Raw genomic sequence first — 18,895 nt, 5'->3', positions numbered from 1 at the left:
CCCCGGCACGGGGAGGGGGACCGCCGCGAAGCGGTGGTGGAGGGGGGCATCCACAAGCGCTGCGCTGCGAGGAGAGCCCCCTCCACCACTCGCCTTTGGCGAGCGGTCCCCCTCCCCGCCGCGCGGGGAGGATCTGCAAGGTCTGCCGCCGCCCGACTCACGTTGGCCGCTGCCCACGCGCGATGTAAGGCGCGGCGATGATCCGGCTCTCCAACCTGCGCCTGCCGCTGCGGCACGACGACGACGCGCTCCCGGCGGCGCTGCACGAGCGGCTCGGCGTCGCCGCCAACGACGTGCTCGGCTGGCAGGTGGCGCGCCGCGGGCATGATGCGCGGGGGCGCGGGCGGATCGCCTTGGTCTATTCGATCGACGTCGCGCTCCGCGACGAGGCCGCGGTGATGGCGCGGCTCGGCGCGGACAAGGACGTCCGCCCGACGCCCGACATCGTCTACCGCCCGCCCGTGCTCGCCCCTGGCGGCGGCGCGCGCCAGCGCCCGGTGGTGATCGGCGCTGGGCCGTGCGGGCTGTTCGCCGCGCTGATCCTGGCGCAGGCGGGCTTCCGCCCGATCCTGCTCGAGCGCGGCAAGGTGGTGCGCGAGCGCACCAAGGACACCTGGGGGCTGTGGCGCCGCGGCGTGCTGGAGCCGGAGTCGAACGTGCAATATGGCGAGGGCGGCGCGGGCACCTTCTCCGACGGCAAGCTCTACAGCCGCATCAAGGACCCGCGCCACCTCAACCGCAAGGTGCTCGAGGAATTCGTCGCCGCCGGCGCGCCGGCCGAGATCCTCACCGAGGCGCACCCGCACATCGGCACCTTCCGGCTGGTGACGATGGTCGAGCGCCTGCGCGCGTCGATCGAGGAGCTGGGCGGCGAGTATCGCTTCTCGACGCGGGTCGACGGGCTCCACGTCGAGGCGGACGCGCGCGGTGAGCGCCGCGTGCGCGGGCTGCACCTCCACGACGGTTCGTACCTGGAGGCGGAGCACGTCGTGCTCGCGGTCGGCCATAGCGCGCGCGACACATTCGGCATGCTGGTCGAGGCGGGGGTGCATGCCGAGGCCAAGCCCTTCTCGCTGGGCGTGCGGATCGAGCATCCGCAGTCGTGGATCGATCGCGCGCGCTTCGGCGACGACGCCGGCCACCCCGCGCTGGGTGCGGCCGAATATCATATCTCGCATCACTGTTCGAACGGCCGCACCGTCTACAGCTTCTGCATGTGCCCGGGCGGCACGGTGGTCGCCGCCACCTCGGAGGTGGGGCGAGTCGCCACCAACGGCATGAGCCAATATTCGCGCAACGAGCGCAACGCCAATTCCGGGCTGGTGGTCGCGATCGACCCGGCGCGCGACTATCCCGGCGACCCGCTCGCCGGCATCGCGCTCCAGCGCCACTGGGAGGAGCGCGCCTTCGTCGCCGGCGGGCGCGACTATCGCGCCCCGGCGCAGCGCGTCGGCGACTTCCTCGAGGGCCGCGCCTCGACCGCGCTGGGCAGCGTCACGCCGAGCTATCGCCCGGGCGTGACGCCGACCGACCTCAGCGCCTGCCTGCCCGATTTCGCGATTCAGGCGATGCGCGAGGCGCTGCCGGTGTTCGGTCGCCAGATCCGCGGCTACGACCATCCCGACGCGGTGATGACCGGGGTGGAGACGCGCACCTCCTCGCCGGTACGCTTCACCCGCGGTGCCGACTTCCAGAGCCTCAACACCGCCGGGCTCTACCCCGCGGGGGAGGGTGCGGGCTATGCCGGCGGCATTCTCTCCGCCGCGGTCGACGGGATCAAGGTGGCCGAGGCCGTGGCGGTACGGCTGGCGGCGCAGCCGGGCTGATCGAAAACGTGCCCCGGCGCAGGCCGGGGCCCAGGTGGGAGACGCTGATGGGTCTCACCTCCGCCTTCCCGGTTGGGCCCCGGCCTTTGCCGGGGTACGAGCCCCCGCGATCGACCGACCCGCGCGGACTTAAAACCGCCCGTTTCCGCCCCTATCTCGCCGGCATGCTCCCGCTCGCCCTGCTGCTCGCGCTCGCCCCCGCTCCCGCCGCCGCGGCGGACCCGCTCGCGGGCACGTGGCGCAACGCGAGCGACAGCGTCCGCATCCGAGTCGCGCCGTGCCGCGGCGAGCCGGGCATGTGCGGCACCGTCGTGGCCGCGAGCGAGAAGGCGCGCGCCGACGCCGCGGCGGGTGGCACCGAACGGCTGATCGGCACCGCTTTGTTCCGCGGCTTCGAGCGCGGCGAGGACGGACAATATGCCGGTACCGTCTTCGTCCCCGACATCGGCAGCGAGGTCGACGGCACGCTGCACCTGGAGGGTCGCGACACGCTGGTCGCCGAGGGGTGTCTCTTCGCCGGCTTCGGGTGCCGCGAGCAGCGCTGGTCCCGCGTGACAGGGAGGTGATCCATCTCTCGGTCGCGCTCGGTCGATTCTTCGAGGCCCTGTTCTACGCGATCCTGCGGGTGGCGGGGGGCATCGCGGTGAGCGTCATCGGCATCGCGCTGCTCGGCGGCGCGGCGTTCCTGATCGCGCGGCTGCTGCTCGCGCGCGGGCGCCGCTGATTGGGCGCGACTCCCGCCTGGCCGCCGCGCTCGACCCCGCGGCTGTACGTCGAGGCGCCGCTCGCCCCCGGCCCGCGCGCGCTCGCCGGAGCGCAGGCGCACTATCTCATCGCGGTGATGCGACTGCGCGCCGGCGATCCGGTGCGGCTGTTCGACGACGTCACCGGCGAGTGGCTCGCCACCGCGGCGAGCGTCGGCAAGCGCGACCTGGTGCTGGACGTCACCGAGCGGCTGGCCGAGCGTGAGCCGGTGCCCGACCTGTGGCTCGCCGCCGCGCCGCTCAAGAAGGGGCGAGTCGACTGGCTCGCCGAGAAGGCGTGCGAACTCGGCGTGGCGCGGCTGGTGCCGGTGGTGACGCGGCGCACCGTGGTCGACAAGCCCAATGCCGAGCGGCTGCGCGCGCACATGATCGAGGCGGCCGAGCAGTGCGGGCGAACCGCGGTGCCCGAGCTGGCGCCGATGGTGAAGCTGCCCGCGCTGCTGCGCGACTGGCCGGCGGAACGCGCGTTGTTCTTCGCCGACGAGACCGGCGGTGTGCCCGCCGCGGCGGCGATGCGCGCGCACGCGGGGCCGGCGGCGATCCTGATCGGTCCCGAGGGCGGCTTCGACGACGAGGAGCGCGCGCTGATCCGGGCACTGCCGCAGGCGGTGGCGATCACGCTCGGCCCGCGCATCCTGCGCGCCGATACCGCCGCGGCGGCGTCGGTGGCGCTGTGGATGGCGGCGGCGGGGGATTGGTGAGGCCTAGCCGACACGATCGTCCAGGCGATCCGACGTGGCTGCTGCTCAAGGCCTGCTTGCCGCCGCTCGACCTGCGTCAAGCCGACGTCGATCGGCTCTAGCGCGCTCGTTCATCCGCGCGTAAGCGCGGCGCCATGACGACGAAGACCGTTTCGGATCACAACGCGGCGGTCATCGAATCGCGCGACCAACTGATCGCTCATCTCGCCTCGGGGGAGAAGCCGGCGCCGCGCTGGCGCATCGGCACCGAGCATGAAAAGTTCGTCTACGCGCTCGGCGACCATCACGCACCCTCCTATGACGAGCCCGCCGGCATCCGCGCGCTGCTCGGCGAGCTGGTCCAGCACGGCTGGCGCCCGGTCGAGGAGGGCGGGAACGTCATCGCGCTCAGCGGCGCCGACGGCAGCGTCAGCCTCGAGCCCGCGGGGCAGTTCGAGCTCTCGGGCGCGCCGCTCGAGAATCTGCACCAGACCTGCGCCGAGACCGGGCGCCACCTCGCCCAGGTCAAGGCCGCGGGCGAGGCGCTGGGGATCGGCTTCCTCGGGCTCGGCATGTGGCCCGACAAGACCCGCGCCGAGCTGCCGATCATGCCCAAGGGCCGCTATGCGATCATGCTGCGCCACATGCCGCGCGTCGGCACGATGGGGCTCGACATGATGCTGCGCACCTGCACCATCCAGGTGAACCTCGACTATGCGTCCGAGGCGGACATGGCGAAGAAGTTCCGGGTAGGCCTCGCGCTCCAGCCGCTCGCCACCGCGCTGTTCGCCAACTCGCCTTTCACCGAGGGCAAGCCCAACGGCTTCCTCTCCTATCGAAGCCATATCTGGTCCGACACCGACCCGGCGCGCACCGGCATGCTGCCGTTCGTGTTCGAGGACGGCTTCGGCTACGAGCGCTACGCCGACTATATGCTCGATGTGCCGATGTACTTCGTCTATCGCGAGGGCCGCTACATCGACGCCGCGGGCCTGTCGTTCCGCGACTTCCTGCGCGGCGAGCTGAGCGTGCTGCCGGGCGAGAAGCCGACGCTCGACGACTGGAACGACCATCTCTCCACCGCCTTCCCCGAGGTGCGGCTGAAGACCTTCCTCGAGATGCGCGGCGCCGACGGCGGGCCGTGGAACCGGATCTGCGCGCTGCCGGCTCTGTGGGTCGGCCTGCTCTACGACCAGGGCGCGCTCGACGCCGCCTGGGACCTCGTCAAGGACTGGACGCTCGACGAGCGCCAGACGCTGCGCGACTCGGTGCCGCGGCTGGGGCTCGCCGCGCCGCTCCCGCGCGGCGGCACGCTGCGCGACATCGCGGGCGCGGTGCTCGACATCGCCACGCTCGGCCTGCGCGCGCGCGGGCGCACCAATGCCGCGGGCGACGACGAGACCGGCTTCCTCGAGCCGCTGCGCGAGATCGTCCGCAGCGGCAAGGTCCCCGCCGAGCAGCTGCTCGAGCGCTATCACGGTGCGTGGGGCGGCGACGTGTCGAAGGTCTATGCCGAGGCGAGCTTCTAGAGGGCCCTGCCGCATAGGTGGGCGACACAGGTCGGGGGCAGCCTCGACTCTGTCGTCATCCCGGACTTGGTCCGGGATCCACTTGCCCGCATGAGCAACGGGTCCTGAGTTCGCGGCACGGTGGATCCCGGAACAAGTCCGGGATGACGGAACGGGTAGGTGGCCCTTTGGTCCGAGAACAGATGCGCCTGGGGCCACCCCTCGACGCGCACAAAGCTAAGGGTGGTGGCCGATCTGCCCGGAGGTAAGGACGGCCCGACACCCATAGCGACACACCCGTCCTCCCGCTCTGCCCGTGACTCGCCGCGGCGATGCGCTACACCCGCGCGGTGCGCGCCCGATCCCTCCTGTTGCTGCCGCTGCTGCTCGCCGCCGCGGCGCCGCCGCTGCCCGAGCCGCGCGTCGCCTGGGCGGGCAGCAGCGCGCTCGCGCCCGACGCGGAGGCGCGCTGGGTCGATTTCGACCTCACCCCCGGCAACCAGATCCGCTTCCGCATGACGCTCGACGGCCGCGACGTCATCGCGGTGCTCGACACCGGGGTGAGCTACTCGGTGCTGGCCAAGCGCTATGCCCTTGCCAATCGGCTGACGGTGCGGGCCGAGGGGCAGGCGACGGTGATCGGCGGCAGCGTCGACGTCGGACGCGTCGACACCGCGACGCTGGCGCTCGGCGGGCTCACGCGGCGCGGCGGCAGCCTCGCGGTGGCCGAGCTGCCCGCCGCCGCGACCGGCAGCGCCACCCCGGTCGACCTGCTCGTCGGGCGCGACCTCACCGCCGCCTACGCGCTCGACATCGACTATGGCGCGCGACGCTTCCGCCTGCTGCGCAGCGGGCGCGTGCCCTTCGCCGGGCTGAGCGCGCCGCTCGCGATCGCGCCCGACCGGCTGGTCTACGTCAGCGAGGTGGCGCTCGGGCGCGCGCGGCTGCGCCCGATGGTGGTCGATACCGGCGACGGCTCGTCGATCACCCTCGGCGCCGAGTCCTGGGCGACGGTGGGCATGGCGGCGCGCGCGGTGCCGACCACCACCACCGTCTCCTACGGGCTGGCCGGGGCGGTGGTGAGCGAGCTCGCGATCGTGCCGCGGCTGCAGGTCGGTCGGGTAGCGGCACGCGACGTCGAGCTGCGCGTCGAGCCCGCCGGCGGCTTCTCCGACACGATCGGGGTGGCGGGGCGGATCGGCTCGGGCTTCCTCCAGCGCTATCGCGTGCTGCTCGATCCGGGCGCGGGGCACATGCTGCTGCGCGCGCTGCCGGGTGGCACGGCAGTGGCGCGCTCGACCAGCGGGTTGCTGCTCGGGCTGGCGAGCGACCGGCTCAAGGTGCTCCACGTCATGCGCGGCGGCCCCGCCGCGGCGGCGGGCTGGCGCGTGGGCGACACGATCTGCGCGGTCGACGGCGCCGCCGTCGGGCCGGGCTATGCGAGCCAGCCGGTCGCCGGCTGGGCGACGGGGGCGCCGGGACGCGCGGTGCGGCTCACCTTGTGCGACGGCGCCGGCGAGCGCGTGCTGGTGCTGCGGCGCTTCTACTGAGCGCGGGCTGCCCGCCGCCGTTCCCGCCCAGCCTCACCCTTTCAGCGCGACATAGCCCGACACCGCCAGCGCGATCAGCGCCGCCATCTGCACCAGCGTCCAGTCGACCCAGCCGACCGAGTCGGGGTCGGCGCGGCGCGTGCGGCGGTGCGCGCGCCAGCCGGCGAACAGCGCCAGCGCGAACGCCAGCGAGGCGATCGCGACGAGCGAGGCTTGCGCATCGCTCACGCGCGCGTCAGCCTGTGCGTCATCGTCCCGGAGGATCGCCGATGCATCGTCTCGCCTGCTCCCTGCTGCTCGCCGCCCCGTTGCTCGTCGCAGCCAGCACTCCCAATGTCCCCGCGCCGATCGCCGCCGCGGTCGCCGCGCCGACGCGCACCGCCGCCAACGTGGCGCGCGACCGCTACCGCCATCCGGCGCAGACGCTCGCCTTCTTCGGGGTCAAGCCCGGCGACACGGTGGTGGAAGTGTGGCCGGGCGGCGGCTGGTACACCGAGATCCTCGCCCCGCTGACCTCGCGCGCCGGCGCCTATTATGCCGCCGGCCCATGGGAGAAGGGACTTGGCGCGGTGCGGGCGCTGCAGGCGAAGGACGCCGCCACCTACGGTAAGGTCAAGCTCGCCGCCTTCCCGGCGGAGGCGGGCCAGCCCGGCGTGCCCGACGGCAGCGCCGACGTGGTGCTGACCTTCCGCAACGTCCACAACTGGCGCTTCGGCGGCGAGGATCGCGCGCGCGCGATGTTCGCGGCGATGTACAAGATGCTCAAGCCGGGCGGCACGCTCGGCGTGGTCGAGCACCGCCTGCCCGAGTCGCGCCCCAGCGCGGCGGAGGAGAAGAGCGGCTATATGAAGCCCAGCTCGGTGATCGGCTTCGCCACCGCGGCGGGGTTCAAGCTGGCGGGCCGCTCCGAGATCAACGCCAATCCCAAGGACAGCGCCGACTGGCCCGAGGGCGTGTGGACGCTGCCGCCGAGCTACGCGCTCAAGGACAAGGACCGCGCGCGATATGCGGCGATCGGCGAGAGCGACCGGATGACGCTCCGCTTCGTCAAGCCGCGCTGAGGGAGTGCCGCAGCTCCCCTATCGCTCGGCGTCATCCTGAGCTTGTCTCAGGATCCACCGTGCCGCGAATCCAGGTGCTGCTGGGTTCGTCCTTGTTCCACCACCGTCATCCCGGCCTCGAGCCGGGATCCCTGCCTCCGCGCGGGCAACGCCCTCAGCTCTTCATGCCGGACCCGTCGATCTCGAGCCGAGCTCAGGATGACGCCCTAAGGAGTTGAGGCCTGCCGACACCGGCACGCGGCGCGTTCGCGAGGTGGTGGAAGGCGCGATCTGCGCGGTGCAGCCTTCGTGGTGGCGCTGGTGCGTCGGCTTGAACGATCCTTCGCGTGCCCCGCGCCGTCACGCACACGACGAGCGCTGTCCTACGCTACCCACGCCCTGGTAGACGGGCCGGGTGACGCCTTCCTCGATCCTCGCGCCTCAACACGCTCCCGCGACTCAACGATCGCCCGACACGCGCCAGCGACTCAACATTCGCAACATTCGCGCCGCGGGCCCGTCGCCGCAGCGACGTGTTACCGTCCGGCCAACGCCCTCACTCGCCCAGCTTGTCGACCTTGTCGCGCAGCTGCGCCAGCTCGGCCTTGAGCGCGGCGATCTCGCCGTCCTTGCCTGCCGCGGGTGTCGCGTCCGCCGCCGGCGCCGGGGTGGCGCCCGGCTTGAACGCGTTCGCCGCCGCCTCGAACATCTCCAGGTTGCGCTTGGCGATCTCGGCGAAGGGGGAGCCCGCGAAGGCACCCTCGACCGCGGTCTTGAACTGCGTCTGGTTGCGGCGGAAGCTCTCCATCGACGCCTCGAGATAGTCGGGCACCATCGCCTGCATCGAGTCGCCGTACAGCGCGATCAGCTGGCGCAGGAAGTTGACCGGCAGCATGGTCTGGCCGCGGCTCTCCTCCTCCATGATGATCTGCGTGAGGACGTTGTGGGTGATGTCCTCGTCGGTCTTGGCGTCGACCACCTTGAACTCGCGCCCGGCGCGGGTCATCGCGGCGAGATGCTCGAGCGTGATGTAGGACGAACTCTCGGTGTTGTAGAGCCGGCGGTTGGCGTATTTCTTGATGACGACCACGCCGTCGCCCTGCTGTTTCTTCATCGCGCGAGCCCCCATGACGGATAGTCCCTTCGGTAACGCACAATTTTTCGCGCCGCAACACAAGCGCGACGTGCCTCGCCCGTTGCCGCTGTTCCTCGACATGCTGCGCCGCGAGACCGCAGCATCCTCTGAGCGTCAGACCGCGGCGCTCGCCGGACTCCGGCGCTACCAAGAGGCGCCGCGCGGGCGCCGGCGGATGAAGCCGGTGCGGTATCGCCGCGGTGCGGCACGGCTGCGCGACGGCGGCGGCGCGACCGACGCGCCGCCGGTGGTGCTGGTGCCGTCGCTGATCAACCCGCCCTCTGTGCTCGATCTCGCGCGCGGTCGCTCGCTGGTCGACCATCTCGCCGGCGCCGGCCTGCATCCCTGGCTGCTCGACTGGGGTCATCCGCGCGCGCGCGACGCCGCGCTCGACCTCGCCGGCCATGTCACCGAGCGGCTGCTGCCGCTGCTGGCGCGGCTCCACCGTCCGCCGCTGCTGGTGGGCTATTGCCTGGGCGGCACGCTGGCGCTCGCCGCGGCGGCGCTGCTCGGCCCACGCTGCGCCGGCGTGGCGACGGTGGCGGCGCCGTGGCGCTTCACCGGCTATGGCGAGCGCGCGCGCGCGGCGATGCGCGCGTCGTGGCAGCAGGCCGAGCCCGCCTGCCGCGCGCTCGGCGTGCTGCCGATGGAGGTGCTCCAGTCGGGCTTCTGGCAGCTCGACCCGGCGCGCACCGTCGCCAAATACGAGGCGCTCGCGACGACGGACGCGGCGACGCTGGCGCGCTTCGTGCTGCTCGAGGACTGGGCGAACGCGGGTGCGCCGCTGACCTATGCGGCGGGGGCGGAGCTGTTCGGCGCGCTGGTGGGAGAGGACGCGCCGGGCGGGGGTGCCTGGCACGTCGGCGGGCGCGCGGTCACGCCCGGCGACCTGGCCTGCCCGTCGATCGAGTTCGTCTCGCTGAGCGACCGCATCGTCCCCGCGGCGACCGCGGCGGGGCTGGACGAGCGGCGCGACGTCGGCGCGGGACACGTCGGGATGATGGTCGGCGGCCGCGCGCAGGCGCTGCTCTATGATCCGCTGGCCGAGTGGCTGCGGGCGATCGCGGCGTGAGCGCGGCCGCTCGGTCGCCCGCCTCAGGTCCAGCGTCGCTCCAGCCGCCGCCCCAGGCCGGTGAGCAGCTCATACTGGCTCGTTCCGCTCGCCGCCGCCATCGCCGGCAGGTCGGCGTCGAAGCGCAGCCAGTCGCCCTCGTCGACGTCCACCCCGGTCGCGTCGAGTGCGACCAGGTCCATCGAGACCCGCCCGATCACCGGCAGCGGAGCGTCCCCGGCATAGGCGCGGCCGCGATCGGAGAAGGCGCGATAATAGCCGTCGGCATAGCCGAGGTTGGCGATCACCACCGCGGTGTCGGCGCGCGCGCGCCACGTGGCGTTATAGCCCACCGTCTCGCCCGCGCGCACCAGGCGGCGCTGCAACACCTCCGCCGCGACCGTCGCGACCGGGCGCAGGGCATCGCCGAGCGCGGCCACCGGCACCCCGCCGTAGAGCGCGAGGCCGGGGCGGGTGAGGTCGAAGTGATAGTCGACGCCGAGCGCGATGCCCGCCGAATTCGCCAGGCTCAACCGCTTCGCCGCGGTGCGACCGGTCAGCGCGGCGAAGCGCGCGCGCTGCACCGCGTTGAGCGGGTGGCCGGGCTCGTCGGCGCAGGCGAGATGGCTCAGCAGCGTGTCGAGCGCGAGCCCGTCGAGCAGCCCGTCGGCGACCTCCTCCGGCGCCAAGCCGAGGCGGTTCATGCCCGTGTCGACCATCACGTCGCACGCGCGCCCGGCGCCCGCCTCGCGCCAGCGCCGTACCTGCGCTGCGGTGGAGAGGACCGGGCGGACGCCGGGCAGGTCGGCGAGGGCGAGATCGGCCGCGCGCGCGCCGTGGAGCACCGCGATCCGCGCCGGACCGCCGGCGAGCGCGGGGGCGAGCGCGGCCGCCTCGGCCCAGGTCGCGACGTAGAAGTCGCGGCAGCCCGCGTCGGCGAGCCGCGTCGCCACCGCGACCGCGCCGAGGCCGTAGCCGTCGGCCTTCACCGCGGCGCCGCACGCCGCCGCGCCGCTCAGCCGCGCGAGCGCGCGCCAGTTGGCGGTGAGCGCGGCGGCGGAGCAGTCGAGGCGGTGCGGGGGGTCGGTCATCGCGCCTGCGCCTAGCGCGCCCGCGCGCGCGGCGCCACCGCGCGGGGCTTTACCCGACTCGACGCGGCCGGCAGGACGGTGCGATGAACGTCCTGATCCTCTACGGCTCGTATCGCGCCGATCGCACCGGCATCCGGCTGGCGCGCTACCTCGTCGATCGGTTCGCCGCGCGCGGTGACGCGCCGACCTTGGTCGACGCCAAGGACGTGGGGCTGCCGCTGCTCGACCGGATGTACAAGGAATATCCCGCTGGCGAGGCGCCTGCGGCGATGGAGCGGCTGGCCGGCCAGATCCGCGACGCCGACGCCTTCGTGTTCGTGACAGGCGAGTACAACTGGGGTCCGCAGCCGGGGCTGAAGAACCTCACCGACCATTATCTCGAGGAGTGGTTCTGGCGCCCCGCCGCGGTGGCGAGCTACTCGGCCGGACGGCTCGGCGGCGCGCGCAGCAACAGCGCGTGGCACGCGATCCTGCCCGAGATGGGGATGCCGGTGATCTCCAGCACGCTGGTGGTCGGCCCGATCGCACAGACGCTCGACGCGGAGGCGCGCCCGACCGGCGGCGCGGGCGAGTCGCTGGAGCGCCAGTTCGGCCGCTTCGCCGACGATCTCGCCTGGTGGGCGGAGGCGGCCAAGGCGCAGCGCGGGCGGGTCGGGCCGCCGTACTAAGCTCGCGCGCGGCGGTCGCGCCTCACGCGTCCCAGGCCGCCACCAGCGCCTCGCCCACCGCGGGGCGCAGCGTAAAGATGCCGCTGTCGTGATGCCGCGTCGGGTGGACGCGGTTGGTCAGCAGCGTCCAGGCGAGCCCGCGCGCGGGGTCGATCCACAAACCGGTGCCGGTGAAGCCGGTGTGGCCGATCGTCCCAGCCGAGCAGGCCTGACCCCCCGACCAGCCGTCGTGCCGTCTCTCCCAGCCGTGGGTGCGCACGCCCGCGACCGGGGTGCGCATCGCGTCGAGCGCCCTGGGCGAGTCCTGACTGCCGTCGAGCAGCGCCTGCGCCGCGTCGAGCACGCCGTCGATCGTGCCGAACAGACCGGCGTGGCCGGTGCGGCCGCCCATGGCGAAGCAGTTCTCGTCATGCACCTCGCCCTGCAGCACGCGCCCCCGCCACATGCAGGACTCGGTCGCGACCGCCGGACCGGGCGGCGGCGACCAGGCGAGCCCGTCGCTCCCCAGCGGCAGCTGGTCCAGCCCCGCCCCGGTCAGCCGCTCGAGCGCGATGCCGAGCAGGATGAAGTTGATGTCGGAATAGACCGGCGGCCCGTGGCGCCACTCGCGCTGGAGCACGAAGGCGCGCAGCCGCGCCGGATCGTCGCCATAGGTGTAGATCGGCTCGACCGCGGGCAGGAAGGTGCGGTGCGCGAGACAGTCGCGGAAGGTGATCCGCCGCTCCGCCGCGCCGGCGACGTCATATTGGCGCAGGTCGGGGATCGCGTCGGTGAGCGGGCGGTCGAGGTCGATCCGTCCGGCGTCGGCGAGACGCAGCACATGGCGGGTGGTGGCGAGCACCTTGCTGACCGAGGCGAGGTCGAACCAATGCGCGCGCGTCAGCGGCTCGGGAGCGGGCACGCGGCGCGCCCACCCCCTCCAGCGCACTGCGCGCGCGCCCTCGCGAGTCACCGCGCCGAGCGCGGCGCCGGGGATCCTGCCCGACTCGACCGCCGCCGCGGCGGGAGCGAAGCCGGCCTCGACTGCGCGCTCGATCACGCCGCGTCGCTATCGTCGGCGCGCGGGCGCAGTCGCGCCAGCCACGGTAGGAAGGGCAGCGCCGCCAGGCTCAGCGCGCCCGAGAGCAGGAAGAAGCCGTCATAGCCGATCGCGCCCACCATCGTGCCGCCCGCACCCGCGAGGAGCCGCGGCAGCAGGAAAGCGAAGCCGGTGAGAAAGGCATATTGCGCGCCCGGGAAGCGCGGGTGCACCAGCAGCGAGAGATAGACGACGAACACCGCCCCCGCCATGCCGTTCCCGAACTGGTCCGCCGCGGTGGAGAGGTACAGCACCGGCTCGCCGACCGGCTGGTGCGCGAGCCAGACGAAGCCGAGATTGCCGATCGCCGCCACCCCCGCCCCCAGGGCGAGCGCCAGCGGCATCGGCGCGCGCGTCACCAGCCAGCCCCCGGCACCGACGCCGGCGACGCTGGCGGCGAGCGCGACCAGGCTGTCGGCGCGGCCGATCTGGCTCAGGCTGTAGCCCAGCCCCTTTATCATCGGCTTGGCGAGATTGAGCGCGAGCACGTCTCCCATGCGATAGATCGAGACGAACGCCATCAGCCCGATCGCAGCGCCGCCATAGCGCCAGAAGAAATCGACGTAGGGGCCGAGCGCGGCGGAGCGGCGCAGCCGTGACTCTGGAGTCGCGCGGCGGATCCGCGGCAGCGCCGCCGCCATCGCGACGAACGGCAGCAGGCAGAGCGCGAGCACATAGGGGGTGACGTTGCTCGCGCCGCCCAGCCCCGCGCTGGCGGCGAGCGCCAGCGCGACCCGGCCCAGCGCGGCGGTGGCGATCGCGACCGCGCCGAGGATCACCGCCGCCGCGGCGAGCCCCGCCGCCAGCGCGGCCCAGCGGCCGCCGCGCGCGTCGTGCCCCGGCTGCGCCTCCCCGGCGACGAGCAGCGGGAAGGGCAGGAACGCCGCGGCGGCGATCGCGAGATAGGCGGCGGTCCAGCCGGCGGTGTCGGCGATCAGCAGCGCGCCCGACCCGGCGGCCACCATCGCGCCGCGATAGCCCCGCAGGTTGGCGGCGACGATCGGCCCCTGCTGGTCCTGCGTCGGGTAGAGCTCGATGCGCCAGGCATCGGCGGCGATCTCCAGCGTCGTCGTCCAGAAGGCGAGCAGCACCGCGAACAAGGCGGTGAGCGGCAGGCTGGTGTCGGCGGCGGTGAACGCCATCGCCGCGATGGAGGCGGTGATGCCGAGCTGCGCCAGCATGATCCAGCCGCGCCGCTTGCCCCAGAAGTGCGCGAAGCCGGGCACGTCGTAACGGTCGAGCAGCGGGGCCCAGACGAACTTGAAGGTCGGCAGCAGCTGCACCCAGGCGAAGAAGCCGATCACCCCGAGCGCGACGCCGTGCGCCTGCAGCCGGAGCGCGAGCACGGTGGAGAAGAGGTAGAAGGGCAGCCCCGCGGCGAAGCCGAGCAGCGCGTACAGCGGCATGCCATGCGGCACGGTCGCCGGCGTCGAGGCGGCGGGCTGGGGAAGGTCGAGCGCGACCGCGGCGTCGGTCATCGATGCTCCGCTGGAGACGAGCGGAGGAGCCTCCGCCGCCCCGATGCGTGCGTCAAGCCGCCCGCGACAAGCAAGCGGCGGAACGCGGCGCCGGGCGGACGATCAGTGCGCCAGCAGTTGGTCCAGCTCGCGCGACAGCGCCTCGAAACGGTATGGTTTGGCGAGGAAGCGGCCGTCGTCGGGAATCGCGGCGCCAGTCGGGCGGGTGTCGCCCGAGGTCAGCAGGATGCGGATCGCCGGCCAGCGACGGTGCACCTCACCGGCGAGCTGGAGCCCGTCCATCGACCCGGGCATGCGAATATCGGTGAACAGCACCTGGACATCGTCACTGCGCTCGAGCCGCGCCAGCGCCTCGTCGGCATCGCTCGCCTCGATCACGCGATAGCCTGCCTCGGACAGCGCGTCAGCGCCGATCATGCGGACGAACAGCTCATCCTCGACGAGGAGGACGGTGGTGCCGCATGCCTGACCCATTAGCTGATCTACCCTGTTGATCTATCGGACTAACCCTTCCGACATCCGGGGCGTTCCGCGGCAACCGCCTAACCTAGGTAGAAGCTGGCACTCAGCTTCGCCCGCGCAGCCGCGCCAGCACCGCCAGGCCCAGCCCAGCGCCGACCGCGGTCGCGGCGGCCAACTTGTGGCGGCCGGCGGCGTCGTACAGGCTGATCGAGCGGCCGTGCTGGTCGTGCGAGCGCTCGCGTCCGCCGACGAACGGCGCCGCGAGATTGTCGCGCCGCGTCGGCGCGCGCGTGCGGTCCTGAATCATCGGCAGCAGCTTGTGGCCGAGCTTGTCGAGCAGCGGCGGGAAATGCTCTGCCACCAGCACCTGGAGGCGGCCGGTGCCGCCGACGGTGATGTCACGCTTGGGATGCTGCGCCGCTTCGAGGATCGCCTCGGCCACCAGTTCGGGGGCGTAGACAGGCGGGGGCAGCAGCGCGGCGCCGTCGAGATGATTGGCGGCGTGCTCGGCGATGGGCGTGTCGATTCCGGAGGGCTTCACCAGCGTCACCGAGATCGGCAGGCGATCACCCTCGATCTCGATGCGGAGCGAGTCGACATAGCCCTTCACAGCGTGTTTGCTCGCGGCATAGGCACCCATGCCCGCGGTGGGGATGTCCGACACGATCGAGCCGACGGTGATCAACGCGCCGCCCTCGCGCTGGAGCTGCTCCACCGCGGTGAGGCAGCCGTGCACCGCCCCGAGATAATTGGTGCGCATCAGCCGCTCGTGCTCGTCCATCGGGGTGTCGACCAGCTTGGCATAGATCGCGACGCCCGCAGCGTTGACCCAGGTGTCGATGCGGCCGAAGCGCTCGACCGCCTTGGTGGCGGCGCGCTGGACGTCGCGCAGGTCGCCGACGTCGGCGGTGGCGAACTCGGCCTGCCCGCCCGCCTCCTCGATCTCGCGCGCGATCGTCGCCAGCGCGTCGCTGTCACGCGCGACCAATACCACTTTGGCGCCGCGCTTCGCCGCCGTCCGTGCCGTGACCAGCCCGATGCCCGAGCTGGCGCCGGTGATCAGGACCACCTGCTGGTCGATCGGCTTGAGCTGCGGCGGCATCGGTCATCCTCTCGTGATTGCGCGACAGGTAACCAACGCGAGCAGCGATGGGTTCATCGCGGACCGTCGCCGGCGCGCAGCGTCGTTAACCAAGCCGAAAGGCAATGTAGATCAGACACATCCTTCCCTGACATCGATTGACACAGCGGCGACGGAGGCCAGACATGCCGGGCATGACTCAACGCCCCTCCTGCGACGTGTCGCTCACCCCCGAACTCGAGTCGGTCATCACCGACGCGCTCGCCTCGGGGGAATACGGCAACGCCAGCGAGGTGGTCCGCACCGCGCTCAAGCTGCTGCGCGACCGCGGCACGCCCGGCGCGGCGCCCTCCTGGCCGGTCGGCGGGGGGGAGACCGGCGGGCTGATCCGCGCACGCGATTGGGGGCGCAGCGCGCTCGGTCCGCTCGCGGACTGGACGCCGCAGCTGCGCACCACCGTGGCCAACGTGGTCAACTCGCCCGTCCCTAAGGTGCTGATGTGGGGTCGCGAGGGCGTGATGCTCTACAATGACGCCTATCGCGCGGTCGCGGGCGCCCATCATCCCGCCGCGCTCGGCCAGACCGCGGCGAGCGTCTTTCCCGAGATCTGGGACTGGAACCGCGCCATCCTCGAGCGCGGCTTGAAGGGCGAGATCGTCTCGTATCGCGACCAGCCGCTGACGCTGCTGCGCGACGGCGTGCCCGTCGAGCTGATCTTCGACCTGTTCTACACGCCGGTCTACGAGGCCGACGGCAGCGTCGGCGGCGTGCTGTGCACCGTGATCGACAATACCGGGCGGATCGAGCTGGAGCGCCAGCTCGCCGACAGCGAGGCGGAGCTGCGCACCGTCACCGACGCGCTGCCGCTGCTCGTCTCCTTCATCGACCGCGACCACGTCTTCCGTTTCGCCAATCGCTATTACCTCGACTGGTTCGGGCTGAGCCCCGAGCAGGTCGTCGGCCGCCACGCGTGCGACGTGATCGGCGCGGAGAATTACGCGCAGCGCCGACCGCTGATGGATCGCGCGCTCGCGGGCGAGACGATCGAGTCCGACTCGGCGATCCGCCACGGCGACGGCAGCCTGCGTCGCGCGGACGTGCGCTACCTGCCACGCCGCGCCGCGGACGGGAGCATCACCGGCTTCCAGGTGATCGTCTTCGACATCGAGGATCGCGTCCGCCGCGAAGAGGCGCTCGACGCCAGCAACGCGCGCTTCCGCGCCGCGATGGAGGCGATGCACGGCGTGCTGTGGACCAATGACGCACACGGTCGAATGATCGGCGAGCAGCCCGGCTGGGCGCTGCTGACCGGCCAGCGACTCGAGGACTATCAGGGCCACGGCTGGTCCGCCGCGGTCCATCCCGAGGACGTCGCGCCGACGCTCGCCGCCTGGGAGCAGGCGGTCGCGGCCAAGTCGACCTTCGTGTTCGAGCATCGCGTCCGGCGCCACTGCGGCGTCTGGCGCACCTTCGCGATCCGCGCGGTGCCGCGGCTCGATGACAAGGGCGCGATCGCCGAGTGGGTCGGCGTCCACACCGACATCACGCACCAGCGCGCCGCCGAGGCGGCGCTGCGCGACCATGCCGAGCAGCTCGAGCGCCAGGTGCGCCACCGCGAGCGCGCCGAGGAGCAGTTGCGCCAGCTCAATGAGACGCTGGAGACTCGCGTGATCGACGAGATCGCGACGCGCCGGGCCGCCGAGGCGAAGCTGGCGCAGGCGCAGAAGATGGAGACGGTGGGCAAGCTCACCGGGGGCGTAGCACACGATTTCAACAACCTGCTTCAGGTCGTCTCGGGCAACCTACAACTCTTGCAGAAGGACATCGCGGGCAACGAGCGCGCCGAGACGCGCGTCGCCAACGCGCTGGCGGGCGTGTCGCGGGGGTCGCGGCTGGCAGCGCAACTGCTCGCCTTCGGACGCCGCCAGGCGCTCGAGCCCAAGACGGTCAACGTCACCCGCTTCGTGCGCGGCATGGACGACATGCTGCGCCGCGCGATCGGCGAGGGGATCGAGGTGGAAACGGTGTTCGGCGGCGGGCTGTGGAACACCTTCATCGATCCCGGCCAGATCGAGAACGCGCTGCTCAACCTCGCGATCAACGCGCGCGACGCGATGGAAGGGCAGGGCAAACTCACAATCGAGCTGGCCAACGCGCACCTCGACGACGCCTATGCGCGCCGCCACGACGAGGTGACGCCCGGCCAATATGTCATGCTGGCGGTGAGCGACACCGGCAGCGGCATGACGCCGGAGATCATGGAGAAGGTGTTCGAGCCGTTCTTCTCGACCAAGGCCGAGGGCAAGGGCTCGGGGCTGGGCCTCTCGATGGTGTACGGCTTCGTCAAACAGTCGGGCGGGCACGTCAACCTCTACTCCGAGCCCGGTCACGGCACGACGATCCGGCTGTACCTGCCGCGCGCGCTGGAGAGCGAGGATGTCGAGGTGGCGGTCGATACCGGGCCGATCACCGGCGGCAGCGAGACCGTGCTGGTGGTCGAGGACGACGACGAGGTGCGCGCCACCGTGGTCGAGCTGCTCGCCGATCTCGGCTACCGCGTGCTCAAGGCGGTCGACGCGCAGAGCGCGCTCAGCGTGGTGGAGAGCGGCATCGCCATCGACCTGCTCTTCACCGACGTGGTGATGCCCGGCACGCTCAAGAGCCCCGAGCTGGCGCGCAAGGCACGCGAGCGGTTGCCCGAGATCGCGGTGCTGTTCACCTCAGGCTATACCGAGAACTCGATCGTTCACGGCGGGCGGCTCGACGCGGGCGTGGAGTTGCTCTCCAAACCCTACACGCGCGAGGCGTTGGCACGGAAGATCCGGCACGTGCTCGCCAACCAGCGCCAGCGCGCGGCGCTGCGGCCGCGCGCCATTCCGGTCACGAGCCAAGCGCCGGCCGCGACCCCGCCGCGCGCGACGATCCTGCTGGTCGAGGACGACGCCCTGATCCGCTCCGCCACCGCCGAGGTGTTGCAGGAAGCGGGTCAGGTGGTGGTCGAGGCTGCCAGCGCGGAGGAGGCCATGGCGGCACTTCAGACCGCGCCGATCGACGTGCTGATCACCGACATCCACCTGCCGGGCACCTCGGGGCTGGCACTGGCCGAGCGCGCCGTCGAGCTACGCCCGGGTATCCGCGTCGTAGTGGCGAGCGGTGACACCGGCTCGGTCGACGCCGCGGCGGCGGGGGTGCGGCTGCTGCCGAAGCCTTATGGCGCGGCCGACCTTCTGCGCGCGATCGGGGCGACTGGGGCGCCGCGCGCACTGGCGCGCGAGAGCGAGGTCTAGTCCGGCGCCAGCGGCGCCGCGTCGAGCCATCGCCGCGGCCGCCCGCTTCGCGAGGACGCGGGCGGGAAGGACACTCGCTCGGCGTGGGTGACCCTGTGGTCAGATGAGCACGGCTCAGATGACGACCGAGAAAGATGCCCCGAGGTCGGCATCACATCCGGAACGGTGATCGATGTTAGGTCCGGCCATTGACTCG

At 72.4% G+C, this 18,895-nt stretch carries 17 protein-coding genes; 10 read left to right on the top strand and 7 right to left on the bottom strand.

The annotated features are described in order from the left end of the window. Window positions 1-197 precede the first annotated feature (197 nt). From FHY02_RS11760 to FHY02_RS11735, 6 genes are all read left to right on the top strand, one after another. The gene (locus FHY02_RS11760; RefSeq protein WP_183922227.1) at window positions 198-1,826 is read left to right on the top strand and encodes an NAD(P)/FAD-dependent oxidoreductase; all 1,629 of its coding nucleotides are present in this window, start codon (window positions 198-200) and stop codon (window positions 1,824-1,826) included. A gap of 164 nt (window positions 1,827-1,990) precedes the next feature. Next, a complete protein-coding gene (locus FHY02_RS11755) occupies window positions 1,991-2,392 on the top strand; it encodes a DUF2147 domain-containing protein (RefSeq protein WP_183922225.1) in 402 nt (133 codons plus the stop codon). Further along, entirely contained in the window at window positions 2,389-2,550 is a 162-nt protein-coding gene (locus tag FHY02_RS11750; RefSeq protein WP_183922224.1) for a hypothetical protein, read from the top strand. The genes FHY02_RS11755 and FHY02_RS11750 overlap by 4 nt, the downstream gene beginning before the upstream one ends. Continuing rightward, on the top strand, window positions 2,551-3,291 hold the full coding sequence (locus FHY02_RS11745) for a 16S rRNA (uracil(1498)-N(3))-methyltransferase (RefSeq protein ID WP_183922222.1): 741 nt from the start codon (window positions 2,551-2,553) through the stop codon (window positions 3,289-3,291). It begins immediately after the preceding gene. A 134-nt stretch (window positions 3,292-3,425) separates the two neighbouring features. Beyond that, entirely contained in the window at window positions 3,426-4,799 is a 1,374-nt protein-coding gene (locus FHY02_RS11740) for a glutamate--cysteine ligase (protein ID WP_183922219.1), read from the top strand. Window positions 4,800-5,110: 311 nt separating this feature from the next. Further along, window positions 5,111-6,328, top strand: coding sequence for an aspartyl protease family protein (locus FHY02_RS11735; protein WP_183922217.1), 1,218 nt, complete (start codon window positions 5,111-5,113; stop codon window positions 6,326-6,328). A gap of 33 nt (window positions 6,329-6,361) precedes the next feature. On the opposite strand, the gene FHY02_RS11730 is transcribed toward FHY02_RS11735, so the two are convergent. Next, the gene (locus FHY02_RS11730) at window positions 6,362-6,556 is read right to left on the bottom strand and encodes a hypothetical protein (protein WP_183923006.1); all 195 of its coding nucleotides are present in this window, start codon (window positions 6,554-6,556) and stop codon (window positions 6,362-6,364) included. Window positions 6,557-6,597: 41 nt separating this feature from the next. On the opposite strand from FHY02_RS11730, the gene FHY02_RS11725 reads away from it, so the two are divergent. Beyond that, window positions 6,598-7,389, top strand: a complete 792-nt coding sequence (locus tag FHY02_RS11725) for a class I SAM-dependent methyltransferase (protein ID WP_183922215.1) — start codon at window positions 6,598-6,600, stop codon at window positions 7,387-7,389. Window positions 7,390-7,924: 535 nt separating this feature from the next. On the opposite strand, the gene phaR is transcribed toward FHY02_RS11725, so the two are convergent. Further along, a complete protein-coding gene (gene phaR, locus FHY02_RS11720; protein WP_183922213.1) occupies window positions 7,925-8,482 on the bottom strand; it encodes a polyhydroxyalkanoate synthesis repressor PhaR in 558 nt (185 codons plus the stop codon). Window positions 8,483-8,495: 13 nt separating this feature from the next. Between phaR and FHY02_RS11715 the strand changes: the two genes are divergently transcribed. Further along, complete coding sequence (locus tag FHY02_RS11715) at window positions 8,496-9,575, top strand: alpha/beta fold hydrolase (RefSeq protein ID WP_260172870.1); 1,080 nt, start codon at window positions 8,496-8,498, stop codon at window positions 9,573-9,575. A 23-nt stretch (window positions 9,576-9,598) separates the two neighbouring features. Here FHY02_RS11715 and alr read toward each other — a convergent pair whose 3' ends face one another. Continuing rightward, a complete protein-coding gene (gene alr / locus FHY02_RS11710) occupies window positions 9,599-10,645 on the bottom strand; it encodes an alanine racemase (protein ID WP_183922211.1) in 1,047 nt (348 codons plus the stop codon). Window positions 10,646-10,728: 83 nt separating this feature from the next. Between alr and FHY02_RS11705 the strand changes: the two genes are divergently transcribed. Beyond that, window positions 10,729-11,313: an NADPH-dependent FMN reductase gene (locus FHY02_RS11705; RefSeq protein WP_183922209.1), complete on the top strand. Its 585-nt coding sequence runs from the start codon at window positions 10,729-10,731 to the stop codon at window positions 11,311-11,313. Between the two features lie 22 nt (window positions 11,314-11,335). Here FHY02_RS11705 and FHY02_RS11700 read toward each other — a convergent pair whose 3' ends face one another. The 4 genes from FHY02_RS11700 to FHY02_RS11685 form a co-directional block, all read right to left on the bottom strand. Then, window positions 11,336-12,352, bottom strand: a complete 1,017-nt coding sequence (locus tag FHY02_RS11700) for a serine hydrolase (protein ID WP_183922207.1) — start codon at window positions 12,350-12,352, stop codon at window positions 11,336-11,338. Then, window positions 12,349-13,869 (bottom strand): permease, encoded by a 1,521-nt coding sequence (locus tag FHY02_RS11695; protein WP_260172869.1) that lies wholly within the window; start codon window positions 13,867-13,869, stop codon window positions 12,349-12,351. The genes FHY02_RS11700 and FHY02_RS11695 overlap by 4 nt, the downstream gene beginning before the upstream one ends. Before the next feature lie 102 nt (window positions 13,870-13,971). Continuing rightward, window positions 13,972-14,343 (bottom strand): response regulator, encoded by a 372-nt coding sequence (locus tag FHY02_RS11690; RefSeq protein ID WP_183922205.1) that lies wholly within the window; start codon window positions 14,341-14,343, stop codon window positions 13,972-13,974. A gap of 91 nt (window positions 14,344-14,434) precedes the next feature. Further along, window positions 14,435-15,433, bottom strand: coding sequence for an SDR family oxidoreductase (locus tag FHY02_RS11685; RefSeq protein ID WP_183922203.1), 999 nt, complete (start codon window positions 15,431-15,433; stop codon window positions 14,435-14,437). A 164-nt stretch (window positions 15,434-15,597) separates the two neighbouring features. On the opposite strand from FHY02_RS11685, the gene FHY02_RS11680 reads away from it, so the two are divergent. Beyond that, complete coding sequence (locus FHY02_RS11680; protein ID WP_260172868.1) at window positions 15,598-18,699, top strand: PAS domain S-box protein; 3,102 nt, start codon at window positions 15,598-15,600, stop codon at window positions 18,697-18,699. Window positions 18,700-18,895 lie beyond the last annotated feature (196 nt).

Source organism: Sphingomonas sp. BK069 (assembly GCF_014193405.1).
Classification (GTDB): Bacteria; Pseudomonadota; Alphaproteobacteria; order Sphingomonadales; family Sphingomonadaceae; genus Sphingomonas.
Note: the sequence above shows the minus strand (reverse complement) of the source record. Positions and strands in the feature narration are given on the sequence as shown.